Source organism: Streptomyces huasconensis (genome assembly GCF_021028635.1).
Lineage (GTDB): Bacteria > Actinomycetota > Actinomycetes > Streptomycetales > Streptomycetaceae > Streptomyces > Streptomyces huasconensis.
Genome location: NZ_CP086119.1, coordinates 3600299 through 3614250, shown reverse-complemented (window position 1 = coordinate 3614250; position 13952 = coordinate 3600299). Strand labels below are relative to the sequence as shown.

Here is a 13952-nt window from a genome sequence, read left to right as displayed (position 1 = left end):
CGAGAAGGAACCCCATGGCACCGGAAATCAGGAAGACACCGAGCCTTCGTGCGCACTGCCGAGGCCCTTGGCGCACAGTTCGCGGCTCGTCTGGAAGGTCTGCATCTCGTACGGGTCCGCTGGCCGGCAGTGGTGGTCCTTCGCTTCCCACTCGTAGCCGGACGGGCGGGCAACCGTCAGCACGTCCCCGTTCACGGCGATCACTTCGCCGGTCTGGCATCGGTTGATGTCCCTCACAACGTCTCCGAGCTGGTTGAGAGTCATGGCCGCGCCGCCTTCAAGATCCGGGCGATCTTGGCGGCCTGGTGCAGAGGAATCGACCCGAGGTTGACGTGCCACTCGTCGCTGCCGGTCTTCACCAGCTCCAGCCCATCGGGGTGGACCTGTATGCCTCCGAAGGAGCGCGTCAGGTCGGTGAAGACCAGCTCGGCTGCACGCTCGGGGCTGGGCTTGATCTCTCTGCTGGCCATGGGGGACTCGCTCTCTGAAGCAACTTCCCTTGCGCATAGGTCTCTTGGTGGAGCCGCTGAGAGACATACTCCCGATGAGAAACGTTTCTAGCAACCGCGTTGCTCAAGAAACGTTGCTCCTGTCGAAACTGGCATATGCCAACAACAGTGCGCGCGGTACGCTGCGGCACCGAAGGAGGTGGCCATGGCAGAAGCACGACCGAACGTCCATCGACGGCGCTTCGGCTCCGCACTCCGTTCGCTCCGGAGGAACGCCGGCCTGGGCATGGAGGAGGCCGCGGAGCGGCTTGGACTGTCCGGCAAGCCTGCGCTGAGCAAGATCGAGAACGGGAAGCAGCGGGTCTCCGGGCTGGGCCTGACGGCCTTCTTCCAGGTCTACGAGGTGCCCGAGGATGTCCGGGCCAAGGTCAAGGCCATGGCAGTGCTCGCGGCCTCGGGGAAGCGCACCAACCTGATCGACGAGTTTCGGGAAGCGATCCAGACCGACGAGTTCGAGGAGTACCTGAACCTCGAAGGGATGGCCTCCAAGACCGAATCGCTCCTGACCGTCGTGCCGGGGCTGCTTCAGACGCGGGAGTACGCGGCCTCCATCGTGGAGAGGAGCCAGGTCTGGTCCTCGAAGCGAGAAGCGAATCGCTTCGTGGAGCTGCGCATGGCTCGACAGGCTGCCTTGACCCGCGAGACGCCCCTCAACCTGTGGTGCATCCTGGACGAGGCGGCGCTGCGTCGGGTTGTCGGCGGACCGGAGGTCATGAAGGCACAGCTCGAACGGCTGCTGGAGGTGAGCGAGGAGTACACCCACGTGGCCATACAGGTGTTGCCCTTCTCGGCCGGCGCCCACGCGGGCATCGATGGCCCGTTCCAGCTTCTACACTTCCCGGCAGGGCCGCCAGTTGCCCTCGTCGAGACGAAGACAACCTCCCTGTACCTGGAGGAAGATGGAGATGTGGACCGGTACCGGTCGGCTCTCGATACCCTCCGGACACAGGCCCTCGATGAACAAGCGACCCGTCGCTTCATCCGCGAATTGATCAAGGACTGCTACACATGAAGAAGAACGTCGACCTCAGCAATGCCGTGTGGGTCAAGAGCGACATGTCCAACGGGGGCAACAACTGCCTGGAGATCGCTTTCGTTGACGGTGTCGTGGCTCTCCGCGATTCCGTGGACGTGGGCGACCCCGACGCCAAGGTGCTGATCATCTCCCAGGACGACTACGCGGTCTTCACCAAGAGCGTTCAGGCCGGCCAGAGGAACCTTCTGCTCCCCTGAACCCTCTACGCAGCACCCAAACTGGCTTTCGTCACGGGCCCCCTCTCTCGGGAGGGGGCCTTTGGCGTTGCTGGAGGGTATATAACCCCCGGCACAAATAATGTACCTGTTATCGCACCCCGTTCCGTCACGCTCACGCCCCAAAATGTGACTGCAATCACCGAATAGTTCATTCATCGGCCGCGATGAACGGTTCGAGAGCGCCGACAGAGCCGCGAAAACAGCCTGAGAGCCGTTCTGAGAGGCGTTTGAGCCCCAGATCGGGGGCGAAGGAGGCCGGGAGGCCGGCATGGCGCCAGGCGGGCGCACAGACCCTCGAACGGTTCATACCCGTACCTGGTCCGAGGAAGGCACCCCCGGTGGGTCCTGCTCAGAATCATAAAGGTATTACCCCCCGTATTGCGTGTGTGCGTGCAATCGTTCATTCATTCATGCGCGGAGAGGTATCCGCAGGGGCATTCGCCGGAATATCTATTGTGCGCCTATTCGAATATTCATTCCGCTGGGTAATGCCTCAGTCTCGTTGAGTGAATGAATCGTTGCCTGCGCTCATGTGTGTTACGTCACACCGCTGTCGGGGCCGCTCGTGGTGTGGGCGCGAGTTGGGAGCGGTAACGGTGTCTGGAGGTCACAGGTGCATAACGTATAGGACATAGGCGGGTCACTAACAGGGGTGACCGCATAAGCGCGTAGTGAGCCCGTCGCTACCCACAGCAAATAACACCCAAAGTTGGTGTAGGTAACATCACATCGAGGGGTATTGACTCGTCATAGATTCACGTGCAACGCGCGCACGTTCTTTCTCTCTTGCGTGTACTGGCCGGTGTGTGTGGTGCGTTCCCCGTTTTGCATCCGAAGTTGATTGCGGTAATGTTCTCCATGTCAGCCCAACGGGGCAGGCACCCAGAGGAAAGCCCCTAGGGGTGAGTACAAAGGCAGTGCTGGACGACTTGTTAACTGAACAGTGAACGGCAAATGCGAAAGCTCAATCGGAATCGAGCGTGACGCAGCTACGGGAACGGCACACGGTTCTCTAGGCCAGCATCTAGCGGCAGGGTTCGAATAAGCCTCCCAAGCCCTTACGGGGCAGGTTGTAGGCAGTAGGCCAGGAAGCGCTAGAGAGGGTGCGAGTAAGACCTAGAGCGAGCGTGAAAGGGCAAGTTACGGAGTGATGCGGCGTGGAGCTTTCAAGACAACGTGCGAGAGTGACGTGCAATCGGCCCTAGGGCGACGGAAAGCGCAGACGTAGGCACGTTGTGAATTCATGAGGGGTAACACCATGCGTCCGGCGTGTGGCGTCAAAGCCAAGGGCAACGACGCAATGCACGGCCTTAAGCGTGTGAGCCCCGGAGTCTCTGTCTGCCGATGTGAGCGGCTTTCAGGTGCGATACCGGATAGAGACACGATGCCCTATTGCGGGGCACGCAAGAGATAGGAGAACTCGAATGGTCGCCCTGAGCAAGTGGCGATGTGCGTCGTGGTACTGCCCGAACACTGCCGCCTTTGTGTGGCAGGCCGCCAAGGGTGGCGCACGCCTCCACTACTGCAAGACGCACGCGGCCGGTAACACGGTCCGGCCCATCGCTACCACCTGTCGGTAGCCCCTTTTTTCCCACAAAAGTTGATCGCGGTAACGCGAGAGAGGAACACAGCAATGCAGACCAACACCCTTGAGTCCCTGTACGCCGACATTCTGTCCTCGGGAGGGATGACCTACCGCCCCGGAACTCCGGCGCCCGTGGCTGGCTACATGGTGAGCGTGGCCGGGGCGGAACGAATGCTGCCCGTGGCCCGATTCACGCCTACCGCTCTTGAGCAGTACATGAGCGACTACCGGGCCCGAATGAAGACGACTGACGCCCTTTACTACGGCGCGTGGATCGACGGCGATTACGTCTACCTGGATGTGTCCGTGAACGTCCAGGGCCGGGCGGAGGCGGAAGCAATGGGGCGCCTCGAATCCCAGCTCGCCATCTATGACGTGACGAACGCTGAAGTCATTTCCCTGTGACGTGGACAGCTTTAGTCGGGACCGGCGCGGGGTGGATACGCACCGGGCCCGGCTATGGCTGGTCACTCGACCAGACACCCACCCGAACGACGAAAGGAAACCCGCCGATGGGTGAGCAGGCGACTAAGCCTCTCCGGCTCAAAGCCAGCAAGGAATACGGGATCACCCTCACTGATGACGAGTGGTCGACCCTCGCCGCAATGATTCTGATTCAGCGTGAGCGCTCGACATACCCGCGAGAGATCGACCTTCTGCGGGATGCGTGGCTGGCAATCGCCGAAGACCGCGAGACCGGCACCGTGTGGTTTCGGGGCAGTGAACTGCACTGGATTGGCGCCATGAATGTCGCCGGTCACCGCTACACAGACCAGCTCGTGAGCATCGGACACAAGATCCTCGCCCAACTGGAAAGCGTGGAGGTATAGCCGTGGACTCCCTGCAAATGGCGAACGTGGTGCGGCAGTCCGGCGGACTCCTCCACGGCTCATGTTCCCAATGGACAGATGTGGAATTTCCCACCCTGGCGCGCGGGACGGACTTTATCGAAGTCATGGGGTGGGCGGACGTGGCTCGGCTACGCGACGCGGTCACCGATCACCGGGCCCCGGTCGTCTTCCAGATCCCCAATAAGGCAGTCGCCTACTGGGGCACCGATGAACACGTTGAGGAATACCTGAAGGAGCACAAGTGACCAGCGAAGAACTCATCGAACGCGTAGAAGATGCCGCGAGCCTCGTCAAGTATGAACTCCGCTTCTTCGGCGACAGCCCCGAATCCGACGCAATCGACATCCTCATAGCCGCGCTGCGTAAGCGGCTGGAGGAGCCCGAAGCGACGATGCACGACGTAGCGAAAAGCCAGGGAACCTCGCTCGACGAGATGCGCACCTGGTGGCACTGGAACTCCTGACCCCTGCTTTCTCGGCCGGTGTGTGGTGGATACGCACCGGCCCCCGCCCCCTACAAACCCAGCACGACTGAAAGGAAATCTCATGGACATCTACGCGGACGGCGCGGCCGGAGCAAACCAGGCCCGAGCCCAGTGGGCAATGACCGCCCTGAAGGCGTTCGGGCAGGAGACCGGACAGAAGGGAGAGGAGTACTTCTCCGACACGCTCACGATGGAGGAGTGGGCGCTTCGAGAGGTCGCGGGCGACCTCCTGGCCAACCTCTTCCACCTCGCCCGCCTGAATGGCATGGACCCCCGCATCATCCTTGCCGCAGGCGCCATGCACTTCACCGAGGAAGTCGAGGAGGAGTGGGCGGAGCTGGAGCAGGGCGCGATAGACGCGGCGGCCGACGAACTCACCGCAGATTTCCGCTCGCGCGGCCTGCCCCAGCTTGAGGCGTTCCTGAAGGGCGAGGGCGAGTAATGGTCGACCAGTTTGGCCGCGTCCTCTGCAACGGCTGCAAGATGGATCTTCACGCCTACCCGAGCGACTACGACGACGGGGGCAAAGAGGTCTACTGCGGGCACTGCGAGAACGAGCGGCACGAGTGCCCCGAGGAAGTCGCCGCCCGCCTGCTGCGGGACGCCGTGAAGCGGATACGGCAGCACGAGGCCGAGTGGCTGGCGACGCTCCGCGAAGAGGTCCCGTCGTACGACCCGGCGGACAACCTGGCCGACGACGGCCCGGAGACCGACCGCATGGACGAAGTCCAGACGGACCAGGCTTTCGACGCTCAACTCCTGCTGCGCGATCTGCTGAAGGAGTTCGAGGGGGTGGCCGCGTGAAGAAGCCGGACGCCTACTTCCCGGAGGACCAACCGGACGGCACGGAACGTGAGTTCTGGGTACGCGCCGGGGGCTACCTGCGCCACACCCTGGAGATCCAGGGCGACCGCGACGGCCTCGAACTCGTGTGGATCACTGACTCCCTCGATGGCGGCGGTGCGCACGTGGAGTCCAGGGCCTCCCTGGAGATCACGACGAACGACGCCCGCAAGATGATCGCCACCCTTCGACGACTGATCAAGACCCCGCACTGACGCGCTTTGCCTCGGGCCGCCTACCGCCTGGTGGGCGGCCCTCTGCATGGCCTGTCAGCCGTGACAGGACCGCCCGAACACCACGGAAGGACAACCCGATGCGGCACCGCTGTGCCCGATTCCAGCAGATCCACTCGAAGTACACCGGTTGGGCAGACCGCGACGAAGAGGGAGCCAGCTCCCGAATCAACCCGCAGCACGCCCGGAGCCTCCAGGCCGCCGCGTTCACCACGCGCCGGACCATGGCGCGGCACCTGGAGAAGCACCTTCGCCACTGCCGCCTGTGCGGCTGATGGGGGCCGGGACGATGAGTCACCTTGGGACGCCAGCCATCTACGTGGCCAGCCTCGCGGACTACACCGCCGGTCGGCTGCACGGCGCCTGGATCGACGCCGACCAGGACGCCGACGACATCCGGGCCGAGATCGCCGACATGCTCGCCGCCTCGCCCACCGGCGACGCGGAGGACTACGCGATCCACGACTCCGAGAACTTCGGCATGGACTTGCCCGAGTACATCAGCATCGACGACGTGGCCAAGCTCGCCGAGCTGGTCACTCAGCACCCGCCCGAGCTGGTCGCCCACTTCAGGGGCGAGGGCTACGCGCTCGACGACATCGCCGAGCAGATCCAGGAGCGTTCGCGCGGCACCTTCGAGTCGTTCGTCGACTTCGCGCACGACTGGATCGGAAGCGGCCTGCCCTCGCACGTCGAGGAGTACCGCTGGTCGCTCGCGAAAGCAGTCGCGCACGACTGGGACGTGTCCGGCGCCTACTTCACCATCACCACCCACGACGGCGTCGCCGTCCTGAGCAACGACTGAGAGCCATGCCCGAGATCACCTACCAGGCCGCCTGGACCCCCGAGGACCAGGAAGTCACCGTCATCCAGAACATCCGGGCCGGGATCTCCGGACCCTTCGGGGACTGGCCGGCCGCCACCCGCGACGAGGCCGTGCGCGTCCTCGCTGAGCAGGGGTACCACCTCGCGGGCCCCTGGACCGAGACCCGGTCCGGGGACCACTGGGTCGACCTCGTCTACATCGGCCGGTGACCGGCATGAATTGCGACTTCTGCGCGTCCGCCTGGCCCGCCTGGGTCTACGTCATCCCCGCAGGCTTCCTGCCCCCCATCGAGCGCAACGGCGTCAAGGTCGACCAGCTCGACGACGGCCGATGGAACGCGTGCGACGAGTGCGCGGCACTGATCGACAAGGGCGACGTTCACGCCCTCGTGAAACGGGTCATCGCCGAGCTGGTCGCGATCGGCACCCCCGGCCTGCACAACCGCGAGGGCCGCAGGTTCTACACCCGCACCGTCACCGCGTCCTACCAAGCCATCCTCTCCTACCCCCTCCAGAAAGAGGCTTACGCGTGACCGCCTGGATCATGGCCCTCGCCGAGCACAGCCGCCCGGATGTGCCCAACTACGCCGAGGACGTACACCCGCTGACCGCTCGGGCCTCCGTCGTCGCGGACGACTTCGCAGACCTGTTCGTGATCTTCAAGGGATGGCGCGAGCAGTTCGGCGACACGATCACCACCTACGCCATGCCCTTCGAGGAGGGCGAGGACTGGTCCACCGAGTGGACCGAGCTGGGCCCCACGTACCGACTCGACCACATCCCCGGCGGGTGGATTCAGGTCAGCCCCGACTACGAGGCAGAGCCCAAGGGGCGGCCCCCGTTCGCCCAGCCACTCGACGACGGCACCGCCCCCGCCGTGGAAGGGGCCTGACCGCCATGGGCAAGGGATCAACCACGAGCGAAGTGCAGCACTTCCGGACGCTCGAAGACGGACGGATCGGGTGCCGGGCCGGGAGCTGCGACGAACCGGCGACGCGGTGGATCGACATGGAGCGGTACGGCATCAAGCGGTGGCTGAGCACCGCGTACTGCGACGACCACGGCGGCTGGGAGTTCGAGGACTCCCGCCACACCCACCGGGAACGAAAGATCAAGGACAACCGATGAGCCGCATGAAGAGGTACATGGAGGACGCTCGGGAGGTCTCGGAGGCGGCCGGCCTGGCGGCCCTGCACGACACCCCGCGCGACCGACTGAGGGCGATCACCCACGTCTTCGAGCTGTGCGGGACGCTCGCCAACAACTACCACGCTCCCCACGCCGTTGCGCAGATGCTCGTACACCGGGCGTCCGACAGCTTCGTCACCATGCGACGCGTCCAGAGGCTGGAGGTGGCCGCCTGATGGCCGAAGGCATCACGCGGTGGGTGGTGTGGTACGGGGTTGCCGGTGAAGCCGATCTCCGCTCGGCTCGATGTGTCCTGGAAGACGGGCGCAACCCGCTGGAGGACTTCCCCATGATGCTGGCGATCCGCCACGGGGCTTCGCGCGAGTCAGCCGACCGGATCGAGGTCGTCGCCATACGCAAGGTCGAGGACAGATGAACGACACCTACACCTACCACTGGGCCGTCGTCGAATGGACGGACTCCGACCGCCAGCAGCGTATCCACGTGACACGAACCACCAAGGGCCGGGACGCAGCCGTCGGAGCAGGGTGGACCTGGGCCCATAGGAACCTCGCGCCCGCCACGCTCAATCAGACGAACGTCCGCTACCTCGGCCGATCCGAGACCTACACCAAGTACTGAAAGAGGAACCAACCATGACCACCCCCACGAACGACGCGCTGTGGGCCCAGCTCGCCGATGCGCTGAACGCCCTGGAGGACGCCGGTCTGAACGTGATGTTCGGCGACCGGAAGGGTCCGGAGACCGACTGGTGGTCCGCGCCGTACGTCTACGCGGGCAACTGGGGCGGCGGCCCGCGAACCGCCTGGGACCGGAAGCGGAAGCGCTGGACGGTCGAGCAGCGGTAGCCCCCACCCACAACTGAACAGCAACACCAGCCGAGCGGCCGTCATCGACGGGCCGCTTTCTTCATGCCCGCGCACACGCGGGTGCCTTTGGCGGGGGCCAGGCCCACGGGCCTGGCCCCTCGCCATGGGTGCTCGACAGAAAGGGAGCAACGACATGGACACGCTTTGCAAGGGATGCAAGGTGAAGGACGAGGAGGTCGAGGCGGTCTCGATCATCGCGGTCGGGACGAGGGTGTGGGACCTGTGCCAGGTCCACGCCGAGCGGTTCGAGGGCTATCTCGCCGACCTCTTCCAGGACACCGGGGAGGCTGAGCCGGTGGCGCCGCGCCCCACGGTCGTCGTCACGGGCGAGGTCCCCGGATACGACCACGAGACCGCACGGACCCTCATCGAGAACCTGGGCTACCGGATCGCCGGCCACGTCCAGGAGGACACCGCCGTCATCGTCTGCGGCCTGCGGCCCGCACAGCACAAGGTCGCCGAGGCACGCGAGCACGGCACGCCCGCCTTCGACGCGACGGCACCGAGCGCCCTGGCCCTGGCCTTGCGCTCGGGCGACCTCGAAGGGCTCGCCTATCCCTCGGTGGATGACCTCCGGGTCGTCCAGACCATGACGCCGAAGAAGACCGCCGCAGACCTCAAGGCGCAGGCAGAGGCCGAGGACCGGTGGCGCGAGGAGAAGAACCGCCGCCTGTCCGAGTCCCGCGTCGAGTGGGCCAAGGAGCGCAAGGCGAAGGAGGACGCCGAGATCCGGCGCCTGGTCCAGGCGCAGACGCCCCCCGAGCAGACCGAGAACCAGAAGATCCGCGCGTGGGCCAAGGAGAACGGCTTCGAGGTGAAGGCGAGGGGTGCCATCCCCGCTCACGTGCGGGAGGCGTACCGGCACGCCACCGCGGGCCAGGAGGAGCTGCCGGTGGTGGTGGCCGAGTGATCACTGAGTTCTACCCCGCCCGCGTCTGCGCGGTCTGCCACGAAGACCTGGACGAGCTGGGCATCGCGTACGGCGACTGCCCCGTCTGCGAACGACTCGTCTGCGAAGGCTGCGACGCGGGCTACGACCCCGCCACCGGCCAGATGGTCTGCCCCGCCCACGCCAACGACCCCCGAGCCCAGAACTGCACGGAGTGAGAGGAACGACGACCATGTTCGAAAGCATGAAGTACGGGCCGATCGGCGAGGCCGTCGAGAAGGTCATGCCGGTCACCGAAGCCGACCCGGTCGGCATCTACGCCGCCACCCTCAGTCTCTTCTCGGCCGCCATCAACGGCCACGTCACCACAGAGGACGGCCGACCCATCGCCGTCTGGACCGTGCTCGCCGGCCGCTCGGGTATCGGCTGCAAGGGCACCGCGTACCGGAACGCCCGCGCGCTGATGGGCCCGCCCTTCGACGGCTTCTTCTCCACCCGCATCGTCTCCGGCGTCTCCTCCGGCCCCTCCCTGGTCAGCAACCTCTACGGCATCGAGCTGGCCTCGATGGGCAGTGAGGACGGGCCGGACAGCCGGGCCCTGATCATCGAGGAGGAGTGGGCGGAGATCCTGAAGCGGGCGAAGCGCTGCCCCACCTTCGACCAGAAGCTCCGGACGGCCTGGGACGGGGGCGAGATCCAGAACCGCACCAAGGGCAAGGACGGAACCGGCGAGGTCCAGAGGGTCGAGCGCCCGTTGCTCGGCTTCCACTGCCACATCACTCCGGGCGAATGGGCATCGTTCGTGTCCGCCACGGCCGCCCTCGGCGGCTCGTACAACAGGCTCCTGCCGGTCCTGGTCGAGCAGTCCAAGATGCTGCCGTACGGCAAGCGGTCCGGGATCAAGGCCGACCTCCGGCTGGCGGAGGCGTACCGGTGGGCGAAGGCCAAGCCGCGTGCCATCCAGCTCGCGAAGGAGGCGTACGGCGCCTTCGACGAGATCCGCGCGGTCATGCTCGGGAAGATGGCCAACACCCCCGAGCACATCGGGGTGTACTTCGAGCGCACGGCGGAGCAGGTGCTGCGGGTGGCCGCCGTCCTCGCGGCCTCGGAGATGAAGACCCGCATCAGCAAGAAGGCGCTCCAGGCTGCGTGGGCCTTCGTCCAGTACTCGATCAACAGCGTCGAGAAGCTGGTCACCGAGGCGCACGACGGGAGCCAGGTCAGGGTGAAGAGCCTGCCGGACATGATCCGGGAGGTGCTGAAGCGGCACGGGGGCGAGTGCACGTCCACGCTGCTGCTGCGCTCGCTCCAGGCCCACACCAACGCGGCCGGGCTGAAGGAGACCGTCGACCAGCTCGACGATGTCGAGTACTTCAAGGGCAAGTCGAGCACCAGCGGGCCGAAGCCGACGATCTACCGCCTGGTCACCGAGGACACGAAGGCCCAGGAGACCAAGGACTCGGCGCCGGAGCGGCCCGCACTGACGCTCGTCGCCGACCCGAAGCCGAAGGCCGCACCGAAGAAGACGGCCCCCAAGAAGGTCGTCATCCCGCAGCCGGCCGCCGCGACCGTGAGCGCCAACCCGTTCGTCGCGCTGCTGTGAAGCACACCGTACGGCGCCGCCCGGAAGGGCGGCTCCAGTGCACCAGGTGCCGGGCCGCGTTCCTCACCGAGGAGGCGGCCCGGTCGGCGTCTCACCCCTGCCTTGGTGTACCGCTCGCCCACGGGCTGCCCGGCCTCCGTGAGCACCTGCTCTACCCGAAAGACCTTGATCGTTCCTGTGAGGCATGGAATTGCGACGAGCCCGATCCCCACCACTGGCACGGGCCGGACCCGTACTGCGACGAACTGACGTGCCGCCTGTGCTGCCACGACTGCGACTGCGATGTGTGCACGGGCGCCGTCCACGCCCCCGCCTTGTGCGTCCTGGACGCCATACCGGAGCACGAGGTGAACCAAACCCCTCGAAGGAGGAGAGCGAAGAAGATGGACGACCTGCGAGAACAGCTCGCCGAGCTGCGGGTCAACGACTACGTGACGGCCGAGGGAGTCGACACCCGCGGCCACAAGGTCACGCGGACCGGCACGCTGCTTGCCGAACCGAAGACGGTCAAGGCCCAGCGCAACGGAACGCGCACCGACGCCGTGCGCCTGTTCGTCGGCCTGGCCGGGACGAGCCCCGAGGAGCGGTCGACGTGGGTGACCCTCTTCCCCGAGGCAGGCTCGGTCAGGAAGGCCGAGGAGCCCAAGGAGTGGCAGAACTCCGAGCTGCGCATGGTGCCCGGCGTCCGGGTGGCCACCGACAGCGTGCGGTTCCACTTCGGCGGGAAGGGCGGGAAGCGCTCGACCGAGCCGGGCGAGCCCGTCGTACTGGCCGGTGTGCGCGCCACCGAGGATCACCGGTACGAGATTTACGACGTGGACACCGGGGACGTGCTCCTGGTGGCCACGCTCCAGACGCAGGTCTGGTGGCTGCCGGCACGGTCGGTGGAGCCCGAGCCGGATTCGGGCGAGCCAGCCGAGGTGTCAAGTTCTGCCAAGGTGTCGGACCCCGAAGTTACTGTGGATCGCGACCTCGGGAAGCCCGTGCATCACGTGCGGACCGGGGAGCTGGTGGGCTACCTCGCCGAGGACAGGTTCATCCCGATCAAGGAAGTGGAGGCTCAGTGAGCACGGACATGGATACGGCGGCTGAAGAGTGGGGCCGGATGTTCGCCGCCGAAGCCGGGGTGGAGTACGTGCCCTTGGTCCGCCGTCGCGATGCTGACGTGGAGGGCAGGAGCAGCATCCAGTTCCTCTTCGACCGGCGGCAGCGGTTCGAGGCGTCCGCAGTGGCGATGCGGCTGCTGGACAAGGACCTCGGGGTGGCGCACCTGTTCGTGCACGTCGAGAACTGGATCGCGGTGGAGATCGAGCTGGGGAACAAGGTCTTCGAGGGTGGAGCGGAGTAGTGATGAACGAGACGGAAGAATTCGTCGACCCGATGAAGCAGGCCGCCGAGGGGTGGGCGAACGACTTCGTGCAGCAGGCCGGTGTGGCGGCGTCGTCCAGCGTCACCGTGGTCGGGGCCGGCGTGACTCGGACCTTGGTCGACTTCTTCGTGGACCGGCAGGACGAGGCCGGGATCGCCAAGGTGGTCTTGGGCTTGGTCGACCTGGGCGAAGAGGCGCACGTGAAGGTCGATGACGGCGGCCGGGTTCAGGTCACGGTCACGGTCAAGAACGACATCGTGGAGCAGTGGGCGAAGGGCGGTGAAGCGGGTGAGTGAGGCGATGCAGACCTTCGCGGCCCAGGTGATCGAGCTGTTCGCCGTCGAGGAGGAGCGGCGTGACGTCGCCCGCCGGGCCGCGGCTGCGGCTGCGCGCCGGGCTGAGAGCGAGGGTTCGGGAGATCCCTCGGAGCAGATAGAGGAGTGACCATGATCGAAGAGCTGGTATGCCTGGACTCCCGGCACGGTGGATGCGCCGGGGAGGTCACGTACCGCGAGAGCACGAGCGGCACCGGTACGACGATCCCCAGGTGTGACCAGCACGCCGCGATGGCTCGTGAGCGGGCCGAGAGGCGCAACACCTGGATGAGCGGCGGAAGTTGAAGCCGACTGACATGCCGAAGAGGCGGCCCGCGCACTTGGTGCAGGGCCGCTTCTCCTCGCTCGTGAGCAAGTGGAACCGGATCGCAGCAGAAGGTATGGGATGAGCAAGGAGCTAACGCCCGCCATCGGGTACGTGCGCGTCAACACGCCACACGTCCTGTCCGAGTCCGAGGATCAGCGAAGGAACATCGAGGGCTGGGCGCAGCGCACCGGACACCTGATCGTCGGCTGGGTGGAAGACATCCTGGTGCCGGGCGCAGGTGGGAACGAGGCCGGCCTTGACGAGCTGATCGCACGCGTCCAGCACGGCGAGGCGCGCGTCGTCGCGGTCGAAGACCACCATCGGATCAGCCGCCGACTGGACGTGTACCAGCGCTGGAGTGACCGACTTGCCCAGGTCGGTGGACGACTGGAGCGCACGGGAGCGCTGGACGACTGACCGCCACGGAACGACGAAAAGGCCCCCGGCTGTCCCACGAAGGGACGGCCGGGGGCCTTCTCTTTTGCCCAGTGAATGGCATGGACACGGCGTCAATGATTCATTCACTCACGGGGCGCTTTCTCATCCCCCGAGCGGTACCCCTACCGCCCGGAAGCCGGTGAATGATTCTTCTCGTACGCGGCGAGCTGCTGGTGCAGCATCGCCAGCTCGTCGTACGGCGAGGTCTCGTGCAGGGCCGCACGGGTCTTGCCATCCTCCACCCGCTGAGCGACTTCACCCACACCCAGCAGGGCACCGACGACGGCCACCAGGCCGTACCAGTCGATCTCGGGGAAGCGGACGACCAGCAGCGGCACCAGGGCCGCGAGGACCGCGACGATGCGGACAGCGTGAGCACGCAGAAAGGTCATGGGGGACTCCTAATAGT

Annotated in this window: 30 protein-coding genes; 27 read left to right on the top strand and 3 right to left on the bottom strand. The window is 65.8% G+C overall.

Features of this window, described 5'->3' with window-relative positions; translation table 11 throughout:
• Positions 1 to 27 precede the first annotated feature (27 nt).
• Positions 28 to 264, bottom strand: a complete 237-nt coding sequence (locus J2N69_RS16370; protein ID WP_230901451.1) for a hypothetical protein — start codon at positions 262 to 264, stop codon at positions 28 to 30.
• The gene (locus J2N69_RS16365; RefSeq protein WP_230901450.1) at positions 261 to 470 is read right to left on the bottom strand and encodes a hypothetical protein; all 210 of its coding nucleotides are present in this window, start codon (positions 468 to 470) and stop codon (positions 261 to 263) included. The genes J2N69_RS16370 and J2N69_RS16365 overlap by 4 nt, the downstream gene beginning before the upstream one ends.
• 184 nt (positions 471 to 654) lie before the next feature.
• Here J2N69_RS16365 and J2N69_RS16360 point away from each other — a divergent pair, with 184 nt between their 5' ends.
• From J2N69_RS16360 to J2N69_RS16230, 27 genes are all read left to right on the top strand, one after another.
• On the top strand, positions 655 to 1521 hold the full coding sequence (locus J2N69_RS16360) for a helix-turn-helix domain-containing protein (RefSeq protein ID WP_230901449.1): 867 nt from the start codon (positions 655 to 657) through the stop codon (positions 1519 to 1521).
• Positions 1518 to 1742, top strand: a complete 225-nt coding sequence (locus J2N69_RS16355; protein WP_230901448.1) for a DUF397 domain-containing protein — start codon at positions 1518 to 1520, stop codon at positions 1740 to 1742. The genes J2N69_RS16360 and J2N69_RS16355 overlap by 4 nt, the downstream gene beginning before the upstream one ends.
• Before the next feature lie 1654 nt (positions 1743 to 3396).
• A complete protein-coding gene (locus tag J2N69_RS16350) occupies positions 3397 to 3753 on the top strand; it encodes a hypothetical protein (protein WP_230901447.1) in 357 nt (118 codons plus the stop codon).
• A 107-nt stretch (positions 3754 to 3860) separates the two neighbouring features.
• Complete coding sequence (locus J2N69_RS16345; protein ID WP_230901446.1) at positions 3861 to 4178, top strand: hypothetical protein; 318 nt, start codon at positions 3861 to 3863, stop codon at positions 4176 to 4178.
• A gap of 2 nt (positions 4179 to 4180) precedes the next feature.
• Positions 4181 to 4444 carry a hypothetical protein gene (locus J2N69_RS16340; protein WP_230901445.1) on the top strand — a complete coding sequence of 88 codons (264 nt, stop codon included), beginning with the start codon at positions 4181 to 4183 and terminating at the stop codon, positions 4442 to 4444.
• Positions 4441 to 4662: a P-loop NTPase family protein gene (locus tag J2N69_RS16335; RefSeq protein ID WP_230901444.1), complete on the top strand. Its 222-nt coding sequence runs from the start codon at positions 4441 to 4443 to the stop codon at positions 4660 to 4662. Before J2N69_RS16340 ends, J2N69_RS16335 begins: the two co-directional genes overlap by 4 nt.
• A gap of 82 nt (positions 4663 to 4744) precedes the next feature.
• On the top strand, positions 4745 to 5125 hold the full coding sequence (locus J2N69_RS16330) for a hypothetical protein (RefSeq protein WP_230901443.1): 381 nt from the start codon (positions 4745 to 4747) through the stop codon (positions 5123 to 5125).
• The gene (locus J2N69_RS16325) at positions 5125 to 5487 is read left to right on the top strand and encodes a hypothetical protein (RefSeq protein ID WP_230901442.1); all 363 of its coding nucleotides are present in this window, start codon (positions 5125 to 5127) and stop codon (positions 5485 to 5487) included. Before J2N69_RS16330 ends, J2N69_RS16325 begins: the two co-directional genes overlap by 1 nt.
• Entirely contained in the window at positions 5484 to 5741 is a 258-nt protein-coding gene (locus J2N69_RS16320) for a hypothetical protein (protein ID WP_230901441.1), read from the top strand. The genes J2N69_RS16325 and J2N69_RS16320 overlap by 4 nt, the downstream gene beginning before the upstream one ends.
• 307 nt (positions 5742 to 6048) lie before the next feature.
• Complete coding sequence (locus J2N69_RS16315) at positions 6049 to 6564, top strand: antirestriction protein ArdA (RefSeq protein ID WP_230901440.1); 516 nt, start codon at positions 6049 to 6051, stop codon at positions 6562 to 6564.
• 5 nt (positions 6565 to 6569) lie between these two features.
• Entirely contained in the window at positions 6570 to 6794 is a 225-nt protein-coding gene (locus J2N69_RS16310) for a hypothetical protein (protein ID WP_230901439.1), read from the top strand.
• Positions 6791 to 7117 (top strand): hypothetical protein, encoded by a 327-nt coding sequence (locus tag J2N69_RS16305; protein ID WP_230901438.1) that lies wholly within the window; start codon positions 6791 to 6793, stop codon positions 7115 to 7117. Before J2N69_RS16310 ends, J2N69_RS16305 begins: the two co-directional genes overlap by 4 nt.
• The gene (locus tag J2N69_RS16300) at positions 7114 to 7476 is read left to right on the top strand and encodes a hypothetical protein (RefSeq protein ID WP_230901437.1); all 363 of its coding nucleotides are present in this window, start codon (positions 7114 to 7116) and stop codon (positions 7474 to 7476) included. Before J2N69_RS16305 ends, J2N69_RS16300 begins: the two co-directional genes overlap by 4 nt.
• Before the next feature lie 5 nt (positions 7477 to 7481).
• Complete coding sequence (locus J2N69_RS16295; RefSeq protein ID WP_230901436.1) at positions 7482 to 7712, top strand: hypothetical protein; 231 nt, start codon at positions 7482 to 7484, stop codon at positions 7710 to 7712.
• Positions 7709 to 7948: a hypothetical protein gene (locus tag J2N69_RS16290; RefSeq protein ID WP_230901435.1), complete on the top strand. Its 240-nt coding sequence runs from the start codon at positions 7709 to 7711 to the stop codon at positions 7946 to 7948. The genes J2N69_RS16295 and J2N69_RS16290 overlap by 4 nt, the downstream gene beginning before the upstream one ends.
• Complete coding sequence (locus tag J2N69_RS16285; RefSeq protein ID WP_230901434.1) at positions 7948 to 8148, top strand: hypothetical protein; 201 nt, start codon at positions 7948 to 7950, stop codon at positions 8146 to 8148. Before J2N69_RS16290 ends, J2N69_RS16285 begins: the two co-directional genes overlap by 1 nt.
• Positions 8145 to 8354: a hypothetical protein gene (locus tag J2N69_RS16280; RefSeq protein ID WP_230901433.1), complete on the top strand. Its 210-nt coding sequence runs from the start codon at positions 8145 to 8147 to the stop codon at positions 8352 to 8354. The genes J2N69_RS16285 and J2N69_RS16280 overlap by 4 nt, the downstream gene beginning before the upstream one ends.
• Positions 8355 to 8368: 14 nt before the next feature.
• Complete coding sequence (locus J2N69_RS16275) at positions 8369 to 8581, top strand: hypothetical protein (protein ID WP_230901432.1); 213 nt, start codon at positions 8369 to 8371, stop codon at positions 8579 to 8581.
• Between the two features lie 154 nt (positions 8582 to 8735).
• On the top strand, positions 8736 to 9512 hold the full coding sequence (locus J2N69_RS16270) for an Lsr2 family DNA-binding protein (protein ID WP_230901431.1): 777 nt from the start codon (positions 8736 to 8738) through the stop codon (positions 9510 to 9512).
• Positions 9509 to 9709 carry a hypothetical protein gene (locus J2N69_RS16265; protein WP_230901430.1) on the top strand — a complete coding sequence of 67 codons (201 nt, stop codon included), beginning with the start codon at positions 9509 to 9511 and terminating at the stop codon, positions 9707 to 9709. Before J2N69_RS16270 ends, J2N69_RS16265 begins: the two co-directional genes overlap by 4 nt.
• A 14-nt stretch (positions 9710 to 9723) precedes the next feature.
• A complete protein-coding gene (locus tag J2N69_RS16260) occupies positions 9724 to 11094 on the top strand; it encodes a DUF3987 domain-containing protein (protein WP_230901429.1) in 1371 nt (456 codons plus the stop codon).
• 383 nt (positions 11095 to 11477) lie between these two features.
• On the top strand, positions 11478 to 12161 hold the full coding sequence (locus J2N69_RS16255; RefSeq protein ID WP_230901428.1) for a hypothetical protein: 684 nt from the start codon (positions 11478 to 11480) through the stop codon (positions 12159 to 12161).
• The gene (locus J2N69_RS16250) at positions 12158 to 12442 is read left to right on the top strand and encodes a hypothetical protein (RefSeq protein WP_230901427.1); all 285 of its coding nucleotides are present in this window, start codon (positions 12158 to 12160) and stop codon (positions 12440 to 12442) included. Before J2N69_RS16255 ends, J2N69_RS16250 begins: the two co-directional genes overlap by 4 nt.
• A gap of 2 nt (positions 12443 to 12444) precedes the next feature.
• Positions 12445 to 12759 carry a hypothetical protein gene (locus J2N69_RS16245; RefSeq protein ID WP_230901426.1) on the top strand — a complete coding sequence of 105 codons (315 nt, stop codon included), beginning with the start codon at positions 12445 to 12447 and terminating at the stop codon, positions 12757 to 12759.
• 4 nt (positions 12760 to 12763) lie between these two features.
• Positions 12764 to 12907, top strand: coding sequence for a hypothetical protein (locus J2N69_RS16240; RefSeq protein WP_230901425.1), 144 nt, complete (start codon positions 12764 to 12766; stop codon positions 12905 to 12907).
• 2 nt (positions 12908 to 12909) lie between these two features.
• Entirely contained in the window at positions 12910 to 13083 is a 174-nt protein-coding gene (locus J2N69_RS16235) for a hypothetical protein (RefSeq protein WP_230901424.1), read from the top strand.
• A gap of 100 nt (positions 13084 to 13183) precedes the next feature.
• Positions 13184 to 13522: a recombinase family protein gene (locus J2N69_RS16230; RefSeq protein WP_230901423.1), complete on the top strand. Its 339-nt coding sequence runs from the start codon at positions 13184 to 13186 to the stop codon at positions 13520 to 13522.
• 143 nt (positions 13523 to 13665) lie between these two features.
• Here J2N69_RS16230 and J2N69_RS16225 read toward each other — a convergent pair whose 3' ends face one another.
• Positions 13666 to 13935 (bottom strand): hypothetical protein, encoded by a 270-nt coding sequence (locus J2N69_RS16225; RefSeq protein ID WP_230901422.1) that lies wholly within the window; start codon positions 13933 to 13935, stop codon positions 13666 to 13668.
• Positions 13936 to 13952: the final 17 nt, after the last annotated feature.

Excerpts from the sequence above, each read along its gene's own strand:
- J2N69_RS16370 (WP_230901451.1), bottom strand. The coding sequence starts at position 264 with ATGACTCTCAACCAGCTCGGAGACGTTGTGAGGGACATCAACCGATGC.
- J2N69_RS16365 (WP_230901450.1), bottom strand. The coding sequence starts at position 470 with ATGGCCAGCAGAGAGATCAAGCCCAGCCCCGAGCGTGCAGCCGAGCTG.
- J2N69_RS16360 (WP_230901449.1), top strand. The coding sequence starts at position 655 with ATGGCAGAAGCACGACCGAACGTCCATCGACGGCGCTTCGGCTCCGCA.
- J2N69_RS16355 (WP_230901448.1), top strand. The coding sequence starts at position 1,518 with ATGAAGAAGAACGTCGACCTCAGCAATGCCGTGTGGGTCAAGAGCGAC.
- J2N69_RS16350 (WP_230901447.1), top strand. The coding sequence starts at position 3,397 with ATGCAGACCAACACCCTTGAGTCCCTGTACGCCGACATTCTGTCCTCG.
- J2N69_RS16345 (WP_230901446.1), top strand. The coding sequence starts at position 3,861 with ATGGGTGAGCAGGCGACTAAGCCTCTCCGGCTCAAAGCCAGCAAGGAA.
- J2N69_RS16330 (WP_230901443.1), top strand. The coding sequence starts at position 4,745 with ATGGACATCTACGCGGACGGCGCGGCCGGAGCAAACCAGGCCCGAGCC.
- J2N69_RS16325 (WP_230901442.1), top strand. The coding sequence starts at position 5,125 with ATGGTCGACCAGTTTGGCCGCGTCCTCTGCAACGGCTGCAAGATGGAT.
- J2N69_RS16315 (WP_230901440.1), top strand. The coding sequence starts at position 6,049 with ATGAGTCACCTTGGGACGCCAGCCATCTACGTGGCCAGCCTCGCGGAC.
- J2N69_RS16310 (WP_230901439.1), top strand. The coding sequence starts at position 6,570 with ATGCCCGAGATCACCTACCAGGCCGCCTGGACCCCCGAGGACCAGGAA.
- J2N69_RS16295 (WP_230901436.1), top strand. The coding sequence starts at position 7,482 with ATGGGCAAGGGATCAACCACGAGCGAAGTGCAGCACTTCCGGACGCTC.
- J2N69_RS16290 (WP_230901435.1), top strand. The coding sequence starts at position 7,709 with ATGAGCCGCATGAAGAGGTACATGGAGGACGCTCGGGAGGTCTCGGAG.
- J2N69_RS16285 (WP_230901434.1), top strand. The coding sequence starts at position 7,948 with ATGGCCGAAGGCATCACGCGGTGGGTGGTGTGGTACGGGGTTGCCGGT.
- J2N69_RS16280 (WP_230901433.1), top strand. The coding sequence starts at position 8,145 with ATGAACGACACCTACACCTACCACTGGGCCGTCGTCGAATGGACGGAC.
- J2N69_RS16275 (WP_230901432.1), top strand. The coding sequence starts at position 8,369 with ATGACCACCCCCACGAACGACGCGCTGTGGGCCCAGCTCGCCGATGCG.
- J2N69_RS16270 (WP_230901431.1), top strand. The coding sequence starts at position 8,736 with ATGGACACGCTTTGCAAGGGATGCAAGGTGAAGGACGAGGAGGTCGAG.
- J2N69_RS16260 (WP_230901429.1), top strand. The coding sequence starts at position 9,724 with ATGTTCGAAAGCATGAAGTACGGGCCGATCGGCGAGGCCGTCGAGAAG.
- J2N69_RS16255 (WP_230901428.1), top strand. The coding sequence starts at position 11,478 with ATGGACGACCTGCGAGAACAGCTCGCCGAGCTGCGGGTCAACGACTAC.
- J2N69_RS16245 (WP_230901426.1), top strand. The coding sequence starts at position 12,445 with ATGAACGAGACGGAAGAATTCGTCGACCCGATGAAGCAGGCCGCCGAG.
- J2N69_RS16240 (WP_230901425.1), top strand. The coding sequence starts at position 12,764 with ATGCAGACCTTCGCGGCCCAGGTGATCGAGCTGTTCGCCGTCGAGGAG.
- J2N69_RS16235 (WP_230901424.1), top strand. The coding sequence starts at position 12,910 with ATGATCGAAGAGCTGGTATGCCTGGACTCCCGGCACGGTGGATGCGCC.
- J2N69_RS16230 (WP_230901423.1), top strand. The coding sequence starts at position 13,184 with ATGAGCAAGGAGCTAACGCCCGCCATCGGGTACGTGCGCGTCAACACG.
- J2N69_RS16225 (WP_230901422.1), bottom strand. The coding sequence starts at position 13,935 with ATGACCTTTCTGCGTGCTCACGCTGTCCGCATCGTCGCGGTCCTCGCG.